We start from the raw sequence: 13,444 nt of genomic DNA, 5'->3' as shown, positions 1-13,444 counted from the left end.
ATGCGCAATGCGAACCACGTCTACACCAGCGCCGAAGACCTCGAGCGCCTGCGCGCGAAGATCGCCGCGTTGCCGAACGGCGCGCACGTCGAACTCGAACTCGAGGACGGCGAGCAGCTGGTCGGCATCGTCGGCGCGCGGCCGAGCCTGCAGATTTTCTTCGACCTGCACGGCCACGAGGGCACAAACGGCACGGTGCGCCTCGAAAAGCCCGCACTCAACCACCCGCGGGCCACGCCTGCACCGCGGGACATCTGGCTGGACCGCATCGTGCGGATTGACCGGCTGGACCCGCAGAGCACGCTGGGTCATCGACCTCGCTAAACGCCGGCGCTAGGCATCGGGCGGCGTAAACGGCACTGATCCGTAGATGCGCCCGGTGTCGTGCGGGCGGTGCAGCGCACCCTGCGGGAACTGCGGCTCCACGTCCGCCTGCTGCTGATCGACGCGCCGCGCCGACATCAGGTCGCTGACGCGCGGCAACAACCGCGCCATCGTGGTGTTCATGTAGGCCATGGCGCCGACCTTGACGTCGCGCCCGCCATCGACCGCAGCCTTGAGGATGGCCTCGGCCACGCGGTGCGGGTCGAGCATCCGTGATGGGAGCTTCGGCTCGCGGTCCATGTAATTGCGGGCGTGCTGCGGATACGGCGTATTCACCGCCGCGGGCTGGATCAGCGTGATCGACACCGGTGCGCGGTCGATCTGTTCGACCTCGACGCGCAGCGCATCGGTGAAGCCCTTCACCGCATGCTTGGACGTGCTGTACATGCCCTGCAACGGCAGCACCGACTCGCACACCTCGCTGCCGATGTTGATCAGCGCCCCGCCGCGTCGCCTCAGCAGCGCAAGCGCCTCCAGCGAGCCGTTCACCACGCCCCAGAAATTCGTATCGAACAGCCGCCGGCTGTCCTCCTCGCTGACTTCGTCGAGCCGGCCGTAGACCGACACGCCGGCGTTGTTGACCCAGGTGTCGACACCGCCGAAGCGCTCGACCGCGGTCTCCGCGATGCGCGCCACGTCGGCCCGCACGCCGACGTCAGCGGCGACGACGACCGCCTCACCGCCGTCGAAACGGATCTGCTCGGCCACGGCGTCCAGCGTTCCTGCGCTGCGCGCGGCGAGCACGACCTTCGCACCCCGCTCGGCCGCCAGCAGCGCCGTGCACAGCCCGATGCCACTGGTAGCACCGGTGATCACGATGACCTGTTGGTCGATCGGTCTGTGCGGGACGTGCACGACATTCCTGCATGGATCGCGGCTTTCCGCCGCCGTCGTTGCAACAAAGCAGCCGTCACATGATCCCGCGGTGAAAACACAGCCAACGTCGAGCGCGTGCCGGGGCGGCGTGAAGCAAAGCTTGCGGGCATGCGAAGAGTTTTCGTGCTGCGACGCCACAGACCCCGCGTCGCAGCACGCCTCGAGCACTGGCACGGCGATTGCGACGACTCTGCCGACGCGTCGCGCCGATCCGCACTGACGCCCCTCGCACTGGAGTCACCATGAAGCACAAGCTATTGCTCACCCTCGTCACCGCCGGCGTCGCCACTGCCGTGGTCGCCTCGCGCCGTCGCCAGCGCCAGTTCGTCGCCCCGCTGGTCCCCGAGGCATGGCAGACCGACCCGGACGACTATTTCGACAACGACCCGATCAACACGCGCAACGCTGGCGCCTCGCTCGACGAGGACGACGACGACGTCGACTCGGCGCGTCAGGCGCTGGGCCTGCTGCGCACGGTCGACGAGCAGGAGATCGAGGCGGCCGAGGAAGCGCTCGAGCGCCTGGGCCTGGATGTCGACGTGGCCGAGTACGCCGAGACCCTGCTGTCGCACCATTCCGAAAACCTCGCCGCGGCCCAGGCGCTGCGCCTTGAGCCGTTCACCACGACCGAGGTGACGGACTTCGCCGAACGCCGCAGCGAGCGCCTCGAAGCGCTGGCCGAGCTCGACGACGACGAGTTCGAACGTGCGTACCTGCAGGCGATGGTCGACGGCCACCAGCAGTCGCTGGCGATGCTCGATCGGCTGCTGCCGGAGGCGGTCGACGAGGACGCGCGCGACTTCCTGGCCAGCTCGCGCAGCCAGATCGCCCAGCACCTGCAGCGCGGCCGCGAGCTGCTCGCGCAGCGCTGATCCCCGCGGCGCCGGCAGGCTGACTGCCGGCGCCGCGGGGAACCGGGCCGGGGCCGTGCAGGATCAGGCCGGCAAAGTCGACCCACCGGAAACTCCGGACGAAAAAAAGCCCCGCCGAGGCGGGGCTTTTCTTTCAGGTCGCGCCGGGGTGACCCCCGGCGCATGCGGCGTGAACGCCGCGGACCCGATTAGACCGGCTGAACGGCGTCAGCCTGCAGGCCCTTCTGGCCCTGCGTCACGGTGAACGTGACCTTCTGGCCTTCCTGCAGGCTCTTGAAGCCCTGCGTCTGGATGGCGCGGAAGTGCACGAACACGTCTTCGCCATTCTCACGGCTGATGAAGCCGAAGCCCTTGGCATCGTTGAACCACTTGACGGTACCGGTTTCACGGTTCGACATAACTTGCTCCTTGGAACATTTGAATTGAAGTGCCGCTTTCACGGCGGTGGCGCTGGTTGCAAGGAGGAAGCGAGGTGCAACGATGGAGTGGATCAGTGATCTACCGCATCGGGCCACGAATCACGGTGACCCTGGCGAACACAGCATGTGCACCGTAGTCGCCCCGGCGGAGAAATGCAATCGGGAGCGCTACAGCACCGGCTCGACCGTTCATCCGTGACCGTCGGCGCAGATCCGCACGCCGGCCGCCAAGTCGCGCAGGGCCCGGCCGTTACCGCTGCCATGACCGCGCTCTCCGAAGACCAGGCCCGCAGCTACATGCACAAGCTGCTGGGCGCAATGAGCAAGGCCGGCGGCTCGGACCTGTTCATCGCGCACGACTTTCCGCCGAGCATGAAGGCCCACGGCGCGATGACGCCGTTGAGCGCGCAGAAGCTCACCGGCGATGTCACGGCGCAGCTTGCGCAGTCGCTGATGAACGAGAGTCAGCGCGCCGAGTTCGCCCGCGAGTTCGAATGCAACTTCGCGATCAGCGTGCCCGGCGTGTCGCGCTTCCGCGTCAACGTGTTCGTCCAGCAGCAGCACGTGGGCATGGTGCTGCGCACGATCGCGGCCGAGATCCCGAATTTCGAACAGCTGCGCCTGCCGCCGGTCCTCAAGGACGTGGTGATGAACAAGCGCGGCCTGGTGCTGCTGGTGGGCGGCACCGGATCGGGCAAGTCGACCTCGCTCGCGGCGATGATCGACCACCGCAACAGCACCTCGCCGGGCCACATCATCACGATCGAGGACCCGGTCGAGTACGCGCACCAGTCGAAGATGTCGCTGGTCACGCACCGCGAGGTCGGCGTGGACACCCACAGCTGGCATCACGCGCTCAAGAACACGCTGCGCCAGGCGCCGGACGTGATCCTGGTCGGCGAGATCCGCGACGCGGAGACGATGGAGCACGCGATCGCGTTCGCCGAGACCGGGCACCTCTGCCTGTCGACGCTGCACGCGAACAGCGCCTCGCAGACGATGGAGCGCATCATCAACTTCTTCCCGGAAGAGCGGCGCACGCAGTTGCTGATGGACCTGTCGGCAAACCTGCGCGCAGTCGTCTCGCAGCGGCTGGTCCGCACCGTCGATGGCAAGGGCCGCGTGGCGGCGATCGAGATCCTGCTCAACACGCCGACGATCGCCGAGAAGATCTTCAAGGGCGAGTTCAACGAGCTCAAGGGCGTGATGAACAAGTCGCGCGAGCTCGGCATGCGCACGTTCGACTGGGCGCTGTTCGAGCTCTACAACGAAGGGCGGATCTCGTACGAGGAAGCGATCCGCAACGCCGACTCCGCGAACGAGCTGCGGTTGAACATCAAGCTCAAGAGCGCGCGCGGCGAGCCGGCCGTGGCCGCTGCGACGATGCTGACGCTGGACGCCGAACCGACCGGCGAGGAACTCGAGGCGATGCGCCAGGAGGAACTGCGCAAGCAGGAAGAGCGCCGGCGCGAACTCGAGGCGCACGAGCTGGCGCGGCTGCAGGCTGAGAAGGCGGCCGGGCAGCGGTAGTAGCGATTCGGGCAGTCCCGCCCGGCGGGAGCGCGCAGACCGCCAGCGCGATCCGGATGCGCCCCGCTGATCCGGGCTGGGGCATGCTGCCGCGATGACCGTCTATGTCGATGATGCGGTGACGCTATGGCGCGGCCAGCGCTGGGCCCACCTGATGGCCGATACGCTCGATGAGCTGCACGCGTTCGCCGCGCGGCTGGGCCTGCCCCGGCACGCATTCCAGGACCGGCCCAGCGGCGCGCACTACGACATCAATGCCGCGATGCGCGTGCAGGCGGTCGAACTCGGCGCGCTGGCGATTTCGCGCCACCGCGACCGCGCGCTGATGCGGGCCGTGATCGCGCAGGCCCGGGCCCAAGCCACGCGCCAACGCTAGCGACGATGCCGCGTCCACCGCGATTGCTTATCCTGTGCGGCCGTCCGGATAGCCGGACCGATACACGATCCGCACCGCCATGACCGACACGCCCGCCGCTTCCACCGCCACCACCCCGCCCGACCGCCTGTCGACCGACCCGCGCAGCCCGTTCCACGATGCGGCGCTGATCGAGCGCGGCGTTGGCGTGCGTTTCAAGGGCCAGGACCGCACCGACGTCGAGGAGTACTGCGTCAGCGAAGGTTGGATCCGCGTGCAGGCCGGCCGTGCGCGCGATCGCCGCGGCAACCCGATGACGCTCAAGCTCAGCGGCCCGGTCGAAGCGTATTTCTACGACCAGACGCAGCCCGACGCGGGCTGAACGCCGACCCGGCCGCGGCGCCGTACGTGCCCGCGGCCCGCGTGATTCCACGCGTCGTTAATCGCGTGGCGAGCAAGGTGGGGCCTCCGATAGATGGAGCGCTCCGATGCCTGATCCGACCATGCCCAGCAAGTCCACGCCGCACGCCGATCCGTTGCCGCCCGAGATGCAGGACGGCCATTCGCCGCGCGAATACGGCCACAGCTCGGAAGACCGCAACACGCGCAAGCGGGAAACCGACTGGCCGTCGTTCCACGGTGGCACCCAGACGAACATGACGCCGGGCGCACCCGGCGAGCTCAGCCACAAGGAAGACTGAAACAGGCAGGCGCCGGGGGCGATCGCCCTCCGGCGCCACCGGCAGGGCTTAACGCGGCTCGCCGGTCGCCTGGTTGGTCACGTCACTGCGCACATCGTTCATCGATGGCGTGCTGCGCGCCTGGCGCGCCAGCATTTCTTCTTCGCTGCCCGCACTGAGATCGTCGGTGTCGGTGCCGGCAATCGCCTGCTTGCTGTCGAGGTTGCTGTCCGGCGACAGCGCGCCGGCCGTGGTGCCGCCGGGCCGCGGGTCGTTGCTCTGCCGGCCGACGCCGCTGCGGGTATCGCCGTTCGGGCTGGATCGGGTGCTCATGTTCGGTCTCCTGATGGGCTGCATCGCATGTGCAGACCTAGACCGTCCCACCGCGGGCGTAAGCGGCATGGCAAGCGATCGCGTTGGCGGCGTTAACAACCCGCTGCTCAGGCCTTGAGCTTGTAGCCGGTGCGGAAGATCCAGAAGATCCCGCCCATACACAGCGCGAGGAAGCCCAGGATCGCGAGCACGCTGAGCATCGGATCGACATCGGAGATGCCGTAGAACGACCAGCGAAACCCGCTGACCAGATAGACCACCGGGTTGAACAGGGCGATCTTCTGCCACAACGGCGGCAGCATGTGGATCGAATAGAAGCTGCCGCCGAGGAAGGTCAGCGGCGTGACCACCATCAGCGGCACGACCTGCAGCTTCTGGAAGCTGTCGGCCCACACGCCGATGATGAAACCGAACAGGCTGAAGCTGATCGCGGTCAGCAGCAGGAAGCCGACCATCCAGACCGGATGCTGGATCTCGTACGGCACGAAGAACCGCGCGGTGATCAGGATCAGCACGCCGAGCATCACCGACTTCGTCGCCGCCGCGCCGACGTAGCCGAGCACGATCTCGAACGTGGACACCGGCGCCGACAGCAGCTCGTAGATCGTGCCCGACCACTTCGGCAGGTAGATGCCGAAACTCGCGTTCGACACGCTTTCGGCCAGAAGCGACAGCATCACCAGGCCCGGGATGATGAACGCGCCGTAGCTCACGCCCTCGATCTCGCCCATGCGCCCGCCGATCGCCGCGCCGAACACGACGAAATACAGCGACGTGGTCAGCACCGGCGCCAGGATGCTCTCGGCCAGCGTGCGGAATGTGCGCGCCATTTCGAAGCGGTAGATCGCGCGTACCGCGTGCAGGTTCATCGGTGGGCTCCGGTGCGGGGCGCAGGCAGGCGGTCAGCGGCGTGCATTGACGAGCTCCACGAAGATTTCCTCGAGCGAACTCTCGCGCGAGTGCAGGTCCTTGAAATCGATGCCGTGCTCGGCCAGCCGGCGCAGCAGCCCGGCGATGCCGGTGTGCTCGGCCTGCGCATCGAACGTGTAGACCAGCGTGTGCCCGTTCGGGCCCAGCTCGAGCGGGTAACCCGCCAGCGCATCCGGCACGTGGTCGAGCGGCTCCTGCAGCGTCAGCACGAGCTGCTTCTTGCCGAGCTTGCGCATCAGCACGTCCTTGTCCTCGACCACCACGAGTTCGCCGCGCGTGATCACGCCGATCCGGTCGGCCATCTCCTCGGCCTCCTCGATGTAATGCGTGGTCAGGATGATCGTGACCCCGCTCTCTCGCAGGCGACGGACCATCTTCCACATGTCGCGGCGCAGTTCGACGTCGACGCCGGCGGAGGGCTCGTCGAGAAACAGGATGCTCGGCTCGTGCGCGAGCGCCTTGGCGATCAGCACGCGCCGCTTCATGCCGCCCGAGAGCGTCATGATCTTCGCGTCGCGCTTGTCCCACAGCGACAGCTCGCGCAGCACGCGCTCCAGGTGCGCGGGGTCCGGTGGCTTGCCATACAGGCCGCGGCTGAAGCGCACGGTCGCCCAGACAGTCTCGAACGCGTCGGTCGACAGCTCCTGCGGCACCAAGCCGATCTTTGACCGCGCGGCGCGGTAGTCGCGCACGATGTCGTGGCCATCGGCCGTCACGGTGCCGCCGCTCGCATTGACGATACCGCAGACGATGCTGATCAGCGTGGTCTTGCCGGCACCGTTCGGCCCGAGCAGCGCGAAGATCTCGCCGCGACGGATCTCGAGGTCGATGCCCGCAAGCGCGACGTGGCCCGATGCATAGGTCTTGCTGAGGTTGCGGATCGACAGGATCGGTTGCACAGGCGGCCTGCGGAAACGGGGCGGCGCCCATGCTAGCCGCCGCGCCACCCGCGTCGCCATGCGCATCCGGTCGACAGGACGTTTATGACAGACCGTTTCAACAGGCCCCTTACGACAGCCTGTTTACGACCGGGTGCCCACCATGCGTCGCCATCTTCGCGAAACGGGTGTGTGCGGTTGAACAGATGGCAGGAACTCATCGCGATTGCGTGGCCGGTACTGGTCGCGCTGTTGCTCGGTTACGTGGTGCGGGCCGTGCTGCTTGCGGTGGCGCGGCGTGCGCATGCACGCGCGGCCGATGGCATGCGCACGCAGATCGTCGAGGCGATCGCGGTGCCGGCCGCGGTTGCGCTGCCGCTGCTGTTTCTCAGCATCGCGGTCGCATCGACGCCGCTGTGGCTGGACTGGCGCCGCGCGATCCAGCACGCGTTCGCGCTGCTGGGCATGCTGTGCCTGGTGTGGCTGATCGTGCGCGTGATCGGCGCGGTTGAACGCGTGATCGTGCAGCGCTACCCGGTCGACGTGGAAAACAACCTGCGCGCGCGACGCGTGCAGACGCAGGCCCGCGTGCTGAGCCGCATGACCCAGGTCGCGGTGATCCTGGTCGGGCTGGCGCTGGCGCTGATGACGTTCCCGGCGATCCGCGAAATCGGCGCGACGCTGCTCGCTTCAGCCGGCATCGCAGGCGTGGTCGCGGGCCTCGCTGCCAAGCCGGTGTTCGGCAACCTGATCGCCGGGCTGCAGATCGCATTGACCCAGCCGATCCGGATCGACGACGTGGTGATCGTCGAAGGCCAGTGGGGCCGCGTCGAGGAAATCACCAGCGCGTTCGTCGTCGTGCGCATCTGGGACGAGCGGCGCATGGTCGTGCCGCTGCAGTGGTTCATCGAAAATCCGTTCCAGAACTGGACCCGCACCTCGTCGCAGCTGCTCGGCGACGCGACGCTGTGGCTCGACTACCGCACGCCGATGCCCGAGGTGCGTGCCGAACTCGAGCGCATCTGCCGCACCGACCCGCGCTGGGACGGGCGCGTCTGCGTCGCCCAGGTCACCGAGAGCGACCGCACGACGATCGCGGTGCGCCTGCTGGTGAGCGCACGCAACTCGGGCGATCTGTTCGACCTGCGCTGCGCGGTGCGTGAACGCATGATCGACTACCTCAACGCGCAGCACCCCGAGGCGCTGCCGCGGATGCGCGCGAACGTCGTGCGCGGCAGCACGCGCCCGGACGCGAATGAGGTGCGCGTGCACGCCGCGCAACGCGTGTCCGGCAGCACCGCGCACCGGATGGGCTCACCGGGCGCGGAGGACGTGGACGAGGCCGACCGGGCCGCCGGCCGGCCGCTGCCGGGGTGACCGCCGACCGCGTTGGCATGTGAGCATCAAACGGTGATCTCGTTCATCGTCCCCGCGCATAACGAAGCCCGGCTGATCGGGCCCACGCTCGAGGCGCTGCATACGGCCGCGCTCGCGGCGGGGCGCCGCTACGAGCTCATCGTGGTGGACGACGCCTCCGACGACGACACCGCACGCATCGCGGCCGCAGCCGGCGCCCGCGTGGTGCCGGTCGAATACCGGCACATCGCGGCGACGCGCAACGCAGGCGCGCGCGCGGCGGCCGGTGACACCCTGGTGTTCGTCGATGCCGACACGCTGGTGCCTGTGGGCACGTTGCGCGACGCGCTCGATGCGCTGGACGGCGGCGCGGCCGGCGGCGGCGCGCGGCTGCAGCTGCATGGGCGGCTGCGATGGGTGCAGCGCGTGGTGCTGCGATTCGTGACCTGGCTGCTGCGCATCGCGCGCATCGCGCCGGGCTGCTTCGTGTTCTGCACGGCCGCCGCCTATGCGGCCAGCGGCGGCTTCGACGAGCGCTACTACGCGGGCGAGGACGTCGCGTTCAGCCGCGCATTGGCGCGCCACGGCCGTTTCGTGGTGCTGCGCGCGCCGGTGTCCAGCTCGGCCCGCAAGCTGCGCACGCATTCGTTGCTCGACCACCTGCGCCTGCTCGCGCATTTCGCACGGCGGCGCCGCGGCCTGCTGCGGTCGCGCCAGGGGCTGGACCTCTGGTACGGCGAGCGGCGGCACGAGCCCGACCACGACTGAACCGGTTAACGCCGCGTGGCGGCAACGCCGGCGCCTGCACATCGAGAATGCGGGACTGTGGCAGCATTCACACTGGCCCACCCGGTTGACACCGCGCGGCTCCTAGTTCCCGCGGATTGATCGAATGACCGGACCCACGTTCCAGCCTGCCCCGCTCCGCTCTGGCATCAGCGGCCTCGACACCGTGCTCGGCGGCGGGTTTACCCCCGACCGCATGTACCTGATCGAAGGCGCTCCGGGCTCGGGCAAAACCACGCTCGCGCTGCAGTTCCTGCTCGAAGGCATCGCCCGCGGCGAGCGCGTGCTCTACGTGACGCTTTCGGAAACCCGGCACGAGCTCGAAGAAGTTGCCCGCTCGCATGGCTGGTCACTCGAGGGCATGTTCATCCACGAGCTAGCGCCGCCGCACGACAGCCTGGACCCGGACTCGCACTACACGATGTTCCACCCCTCCGAGGTGGAGCTGGGCGACACCACCAAGCGCATCCTCGACCAGGTGCTCGACCGCCGCCCGCAGCGCATGGTGTTCGATTCGCTGGCCGAGCTGCGACTGCTCGCGGGCTCGCCGCTGCGGTACCGCCGGCAGGTGCTGGCGCTCAAGCAGTATTTCGTCGGCCAGCAGTGCACCGTGTTGCTGCTCGACGACTGCGCGTCGGCCGACCATGGCCTGCACGTGCATACGATCGTGCACGGCACGGTCCTGCTCGAGCAGATCAACGTCCAGTACGGCGGTGACCGACGCCGGCTGCGTGTCAGCAAGTTCCGCGGGCGCCGCTTCAGCTCGGGTTTTCACGATTACGCGATCGAAACCGGCGGGCTGCGCGTGTTTCCGCGCCTCGTCGCGGCCGAACACCGCGCCGAGACCGAGCAGCAGACGGTCAGCACCGGCTCGGCGGCGTTGGATGCGCTGCTCGGTGGCGGGCTCGACCGCGGCACCAGCACGCTGATGATCGGCGCGGCCGGCACCGGCAAGTCGTCGATCGCAACGATGTGCATGGTCGCTGCGGCCGAGCGCGGCGAGCGCGCGGCGATGTTCACGTTCGACGAAAGCGTGCGTTCGATGCTCAAGCGCTCGGCCGGCATTGGGCTGGACGTCGAGCGCCACCTCGAAGCAGGCGTGATCAGCGTGCAGTCGGTCGACCCCGCCGAGCTCGCGCCGGGCCAGTTCGCGCACCTGGTCCGCGATGCGGTCGAACAGGGCGGCGCGCGCGTGGTCGTGATCGACAGCCTCAACGGCTACCTGCAGGCGATGCCGGAAGAGAACTTCATGACCGTGCAGCTGCATGAGCTGCTGAGTTACCTCGCCCACTGCGGCGTGGTGACGATCCTGGTCAGCGCGCAGCAGGGACTGATCGGCCAGATGAGCAACCCGGTCGACATCAGCTACCTCGCCGACTCGGTCGTGATGCTGCGTTACTTCGAGACCCGCGGCGAGGTCAGGCAGGCGATCTCCGTGCTGAAGAAGCGCACCGGCGCGCACGAGCGCACGATCCGCCCGCTGCGCCTGACCGCCACCGGCATCGAGATCGGCGAGCCACTGTCGGAGCTGCGCGGCGTGCTGACCGGCGTGCCCCATGATCCGCGCGATATGCGCGGAGGCCGCCTGCCCGAGTGAAGCCGTTCTTTACCGACGGCGTTGCGCCGAACCGGGTTCTGCTGATGCTGCCGACGCAGCGTGACGCGAGCCTGACGTCGGAGGTGCTTGCGCGCGACGGCATCGTGTCGACTCCTTGCGCAAGCCCGGGCGAACTCGCCCGCGAGCTCAAGCGTGGCGCCGGCGCGGTGTTCGTCTGTGAAGAGCTGCTGGCCTATGGCGCGCACGGCGTGATCGCCGATGCGGTCGAGCAGCAACCGCGCTGGTCGGACCTGCCGGTGCTGATCCTCACGCGCGACGGCGGCGCCTCGCCGCACCTGACGCGGTCGATGGACCAGCTGGGCAACGTGATGCTGCTGGAACGGCCGCTGCGGCTGGCCGCACTGACCAGCAACGTGCGCACGGCGCTGCGAGCGCGCGAGCGGCAGTACCAGATCTTCCGCCACCTGCAGGAACTGGCCGAAGCGCGCGACGCGCTGGCCGAAACCGCGCGGCGCAAGGACGAGTTCCTGGCGATGCTCGGCCACGAACTGCGCAACCCGCTCGCACCGATCCGCAACGCGCTGTACCTGTTCGGCTCCGAGACCGCCGTGCCGCCGCCGGAGCGCATCAGCCTGTTCGGCATGATGAAGCGCCAGGTCGACCACATGGTGCGGCTGGTCGATGACCTGATCGACGTCTCGCGCATTTCGCGCGGCACGATCGCGCTACGGCGCGAGCCGACCGACCTGGCCACGATTATCGACAACGCCGTCGAGCAAAGCCGGCCGCTGCTCGATGCCGGCGAGCACAGACTCGAGATCGACCTGCCCGGTTTGCCGCTGCCGGTCGATGCCGATCCGGTGCGGCTGATCCAGGTGTTCGGCAACCTGCTCAACAACGCCGCGAAATACACCCCGCCCGGCGGGCGCATCACCATGTCGGCATGCGTCGACGGCGGCAATGTGCGTATCTGCGTGCGCGACAACGGCATCGGCATCGAGCCGGAAATGCTGGCGCACGTGTTCGAGCTGTTCACCCAGGGCCGTCGCGAGGCCCACCGCGCGCAGGACGGCCTCGGCATCGGCCTGACGCTGGTGCGCAGCATCGTCGAGATGCACGGCGGCTCGGTATCGGTGACCAGCGAAGGCCGCGGCCGTGGCTCGGAGTTCGCCGTCATGCTGCCGCTGCTGGAGACGATGGGCGGCAGCGTGCCCGCGCGTCGCGACAGCACCGAAGGCGATGCAGGCGAACCCGACCGCCTGCGTGTCCTGGTGGTCGACGACAACGTGGACTCGGCGCAGTCGATGGGCATGGTGCTGGACCTGCTGGGCATCGAAAACCAGGTCGTGTTCGACGGGCTGGCCGCGCTGGACGCGGTGCAGACGTTCCGGCCGGACGCGGTGCTGCTCGACATCGGCATGCCGGGTATCGATGGCTATGAAGTCGCGCGCCGGCTACGCGCCGACCCGGCGAACGCACGCATCACGCTGGTCGCACTGACCGGCTGGAGCCAGGTGCAGGACCAGCGGCGCAGCCGCGACGCCGGCTTCGACCACCACTTCAGCAAACCGGTCGATATCGGTGCGCTGCAGAACCTGCTGACGACGCTGCAACCGGCTACCGCAGCGGTCTGACACGCAGACGTTCGGACAGCCGTGGCGTGCCTTTGCACGCGGCGCAAGCTTGCGCATTGAACGCGATCGCGGGCGTCGCCTGACGTCCTCGCAAAACTGAGCGTGCGAGTAACACGAGCGTCGCTTTCCCGTCGCGTTTCACGTCCGACAGCTGCGGTAAACGTCAGGGTGGCCCCGCGATCAACGATCGCCCCTCCTTTCAACGCAGAGGTCCTCATGAATACATCGAAAAAACTGCTCGGCGCCGCCCTGCTCGCAACCGTTCTCACCACGTCGGCGATTGCGCCGGTGATGGCGCAGCCGGGTGCTGCCACCACGGCCACGGCGGTGGAAGCCGATGACGACGACGGCTTCGACTGGGGCCTGCTCGGCCTGCTCGGCCTGCTGGGCCTGATCCCGCGCAAGCGCCATGACACCGTGCATCACGACACGACCGCGCGCCGCTGATACACAGCCGTTAACGGCCCGTAGAGGTCGCAACTGAACGACTGAACGCTGTTAAAGCTCAACGAACGACTCTCCGCCTCATCGCTAACATCGATCGGCGCAAGGTCGTCCCCGGGCTCCCCATGAGCCTGATTCACTTCCCCAAGCGAAGGAGCATCACCATGGCTAACCAGAACCAGGGCGGCAATAACAACAATAACAACAACAGCAACCGTGGCTTTGCGTCGATGGATCCGGAGAAGCAGCGCGAGATCGCATCGAAGGGTGGCAAGGCCGCACACGAAAGCGGCAACGCCCATGAGTTCACGTCTGAAGAAGCCCGCGAGGCCGGCCGCAAGGGTGGCCAGGCCAGCAACAGTGGTGGCAACAACGGCGGTAACAACCGCGGCGGCAGCAACCGCTAAGC

Annotated in this window: 17 protein-coding genes; 12 read left to right on the top strand and 5 right to left on the bottom strand. The window is 68.1% G+C overall.

Annotation, left to right across the window (positions count from 1 at the left end):
* Nucleotides 1–324, top strand: coding sequence for a DUF3247 family protein (locus tag ACFFGH_RS17875; RefSeq protein ID WP_386670739.1), 324 nt, complete (start codon nucleotides 1–3; stop codon nucleotides 322–324).
* A 9-nt stretch (nucleotides 325–333) separates the two neighbouring features.
* On the opposite strand, the gene ACFFGH_RS17870 is transcribed toward ACFFGH_RS17875, so the two are convergent.
* On the bottom strand, nucleotides 334–1,239 hold the full coding sequence (locus tag ACFFGH_RS17870; RefSeq protein ID WP_386670737.1) for an SDR family oxidoreductase: 906 nt from the start codon (nucleotides 1,237–1,239) through the stop codon (nucleotides 334–336).
* A 263-nt stretch (nucleotides 1,240–1,502) separates the two neighbouring features.
* Here ACFFGH_RS17870 and ACFFGH_RS17865 point away from each other — a divergent pair, with 263 nt between their 5' ends.
* Nucleotides 1,503–2,132 carry a DUF4142 domain-containing protein gene (locus tag ACFFGH_RS17865; protein ID WP_386670735.1) on the top strand — a complete coding sequence of 210 codons (630 nt, stop codon included), beginning with the start codon at nucleotides 1,503–1,505 and terminating at the stop codon, nucleotides 2,130–2,132.
* 188 nt (nucleotides 2,133–2,320) lie between these two features.
* Here ACFFGH_RS17865 and ACFFGH_RS17860 read toward each other — a convergent pair whose 3' ends face one another.
* Complete coding sequence (locus ACFFGH_RS17860; RefSeq protein WP_386670733.1) at nucleotides 2,321–2,530, bottom strand: cold-shock protein; 210 nt, start codon at nucleotides 2,528–2,530, stop codon at nucleotides 2,321–2,323.
* 216 nt (nucleotides 2,531–2,746) lie between these two features.
* Between ACFFGH_RS17860 and ACFFGH_RS17855 the strand changes: the two genes are divergently transcribed.
* The 4 genes from ACFFGH_RS17855 (at nucleotide 2,747) to ACFFGH_RS17840 (ending at nucleotide 5,137) form a co-directional block, all read left to right on the top strand.
* Nucleotides 2,747–4,081, top strand: coding sequence for a PilT/PilU family type 4a pilus ATPase (locus ACFFGH_RS17855; RefSeq protein ID WP_446686157.1), 1,335 nt, complete (start codon nucleotides 2,747–2,749; stop codon nucleotides 4,079–4,081).
* 94 nt (nucleotides 4,082–4,175) lie between these two features.
* Complete coding sequence (locus tag ACFFGH_RS17850; RefSeq protein WP_386670731.1) at nucleotides 4,176–4,457, top strand: DUF4031 domain-containing protein; 282 nt, start codon at nucleotides 4,176–4,178, stop codon at nucleotides 4,455–4,457.
* Nucleotides 4,458–4,536: 79 nt separating this feature from the next.
* On the top strand, nucleotides 4,537–4,818 hold the full coding sequence (locus tag ACFFGH_RS17845) for a DUF3297 family protein (RefSeq protein ID WP_386670729.1): 282 nt from the start codon (nucleotides 4,537–4,539) through the stop codon (nucleotides 4,816–4,818).
* A gap of 106 nt (nucleotides 4,819–4,924) precedes the next feature.
* The gene (locus tag ACFFGH_RS17840; protein WP_386670727.1) at nucleotides 4,925–5,137 is read left to right on the top strand and encodes a hypothetical protein; all 213 of its coding nucleotides are present in this window, start codon (nucleotides 4,925–4,927) and stop codon (nucleotides 5,135–5,137) included.
* A gap of 48 nt (nucleotides 5,138–5,185) precedes the next feature.
* Here ACFFGH_RS17840 and ACFFGH_RS17835 read toward each other — a convergent pair whose 3' ends face one another.
* The 3 genes from ACFFGH_RS17835 to ACFFGH_RS17825 all read right to left on the bottom strand — a co-directional run bounded on the left by ACFFGH_RS17835 (nucleotide 5,186) and on the right by ACFFGH_RS17825 (nucleotide 7,278).
* Nucleotides 5,186–5,449 carry a hypothetical protein gene (locus ACFFGH_RS17835; RefSeq protein WP_386670725.1) on the bottom strand — a complete coding sequence of 88 codons (264 nt, stop codon included), beginning with the start codon at nucleotides 5,447–5,449 and terminating at the stop codon, nucleotides 5,186–5,188.
* A 107-nt stretch (nucleotides 5,450–5,556) separates the two neighbouring features.
* Nucleotides 5,557–6,318, bottom strand: coding sequence for an ABC transporter permease (locus ACFFGH_RS17830; protein ID WP_386670723.1), 762 nt, complete (start codon nucleotides 6,316–6,318; stop codon nucleotides 5,557–5,559).
* Nucleotides 6,319–6,351: 33 nt separating this feature from the next.
* Entirely contained in the window at nucleotides 6,352–7,278 is a 927-nt protein-coding gene (locus ACFFGH_RS17825) for an ABC transporter ATP-binding protein (protein ID WP_386670721.1), read from the bottom strand.
* 84 nt (nucleotides 7,279–7,362) lie between these two features.
* Between ACFFGH_RS17825 and ACFFGH_RS17820 the strand changes: the two genes are divergently transcribed.
* The 6 genes from ACFFGH_RS17820 to ACFFGH_RS17795 all read left to right on the top strand — a co-directional run bounded on the left by ACFFGH_RS17820 (nucleotide 7,363) and on the right by ACFFGH_RS17795 (nucleotide 13,442).
* Entirely contained in the window at nucleotides 7,363–8,634 is a 1,272-nt protein-coding gene (locus tag ACFFGH_RS17820; RefSeq protein WP_386670719.1) for a mechanosensitive ion channel family protein, read from the top strand.
* Between the two features lie 33 nt (nucleotides 8,635–8,667).
* Nucleotides 8,668–9,381 carry a glycosyltransferase gene (locus ACFFGH_RS17815; protein WP_386670717.1) on the top strand — a complete coding sequence of 238 codons (714 nt, stop codon included), beginning with the start codon at nucleotides 8,668–8,670 and terminating at the stop codon, nucleotides 9,379–9,381.
* Nucleotides 9,382–9,505: 124 nt separating this feature from the next.
* The gene (locus ACFFGH_RS17810; protein ID WP_386670715.1) at nucleotides 9,506–10,996 is read left to right on the top strand and encodes an ATPase domain-containing protein; all 1,491 of its coding nucleotides are present in this window, start codon (nucleotides 9,506–9,508) and stop codon (nucleotides 10,994–10,996) included.
* Nucleotides 10,993–12,591 (top strand): hybrid sensor histidine kinase/response regulator, encoded by a 1,599-nt coding sequence (locus ACFFGH_RS17805; protein WP_386670713.1) that lies wholly within the window; start codon nucleotides 10,993–10,995, stop codon nucleotides 12,589–12,591. Before ACFFGH_RS17810 ends, ACFFGH_RS17805 begins: the two co-directional genes overlap by 4 nt.
* A 216-nt stretch (nucleotides 12,592–12,807) precedes the next feature.
* Nucleotides 12,808–13,038 carry a WGxxGxxG family protein gene (locus ACFFGH_RS17800; RefSeq protein ID WP_386670711.1) on the top strand — a complete coding sequence of 77 codons (231 nt, stop codon included), beginning with the start codon at nucleotides 12,808–12,810 and terminating at the stop codon, nucleotides 13,036–13,038.
* Between the two features lie 161 nt (nucleotides 13,039–13,199).
* A complete protein-coding gene (locus ACFFGH_RS17795) occupies nucleotides 13,200–13,442 on the top strand; it encodes a KGG domain-containing protein (RefSeq protein ID WP_386670709.1) in 243 nt (80 codons plus the stop codon).
* Nucleotides 13,443–13,444 lie beyond the last annotated feature (2 nt).

Source organism: Lysobacter korlensis (assembly GCF_042434515.1).
The sequence above is the reverse complement of the archived record's forward strand: the minus strand, read 5'-3'. Positions and strand labels throughout refer to the sequence as shown.

What these genes read in the sequence shown, in the direction of transcription:
- ACFFGH_RS17850 (WP_386670731.1), top strand. Translation starts at nt 4,176, where the DNA reads ATGACCGTCTATGTCGATGATGCGGTGACGCTATGGCGCGGCCAGCGC.
- ACFFGH_RS17820 (WP_386670719.1), top strand. Translation starts at nt 7,363, where the DNA reads ATGACAGACCGTTTCAACAGGCCCCTTACGACAGCCTGTTTACGACCG.
- ACFFGH_RS17860 (WP_386670733.1), bottom strand. Translation starts at nt 2,530, where the DNA reads ATGTCGAACCGTGAAACCGGTACCGTCAAGTGGTTCAACGATGCCAAG.
- ACFFGH_RS17800 (WP_386670711.1), top strand. Translation starts at nt 12,808, where the DNA reads ATGAATACATCGAAAAAACTGCTCGGCGCCGCCCTGCTCGCAACCGTT.
- ACFFGH_RS17795 (WP_386670709.1), top strand. Translation starts at nt 13,200, where the DNA reads ATGGCTAACCAGAACCAGGGCGGCAATAACAACAATAACAACAACAGC.
- ACFFGH_RS17835 (WP_386670725.1), bottom strand. Translation starts at nt 5,449, where the DNA reads ATGAGCACCCGATCCAGCCCGAACGGCGATACCCGCAGCGGCGTCGGC.
- ACFFGH_RS17810 (WP_386670715.1), top strand. Translation starts at nt 9,506, where the DNA reads ATGACCGGACCCACGTTCCAGCCTGCCCCGCTCCGCTCTGGCATCAGC.
- ACFFGH_RS17865 (WP_386670735.1), top strand. Translation starts at nt 1,503, where the DNA reads ATGAAGCACAAGCTATTGCTCACCCTCGTCACCGCCGGCGTCGCCACT.
- ACFFGH_RS17830 (WP_386670723.1), bottom strand. Translation starts at nt 6,318, where the DNA reads ATGAACCTGCACGCGGTACGCGCGATCTACCGCTTCGAAATGGCGCGC.
- ACFFGH_RS17875 (WP_386670739.1), top strand. Translation starts at nt 1, where the DNA reads ATGCGCAATGCGAACCACGTCTACACCAGCGCCGAAGACCTCGAGCGC.
- ACFFGH_RS17845 (WP_386670729.1), top strand. Translation starts at nt 4,537, where the DNA reads ATGACCGACACGCCCGCCGCTTCCACCGCCACCACCCCGCCCGACCGC.
- ACFFGH_RS17840 (WP_386670727.1), top strand. Translation starts at nt 4,925, where the DNA reads ATGCCTGATCCGACCATGCCCAGCAAGTCCACGCCGCACGCCGATCCG.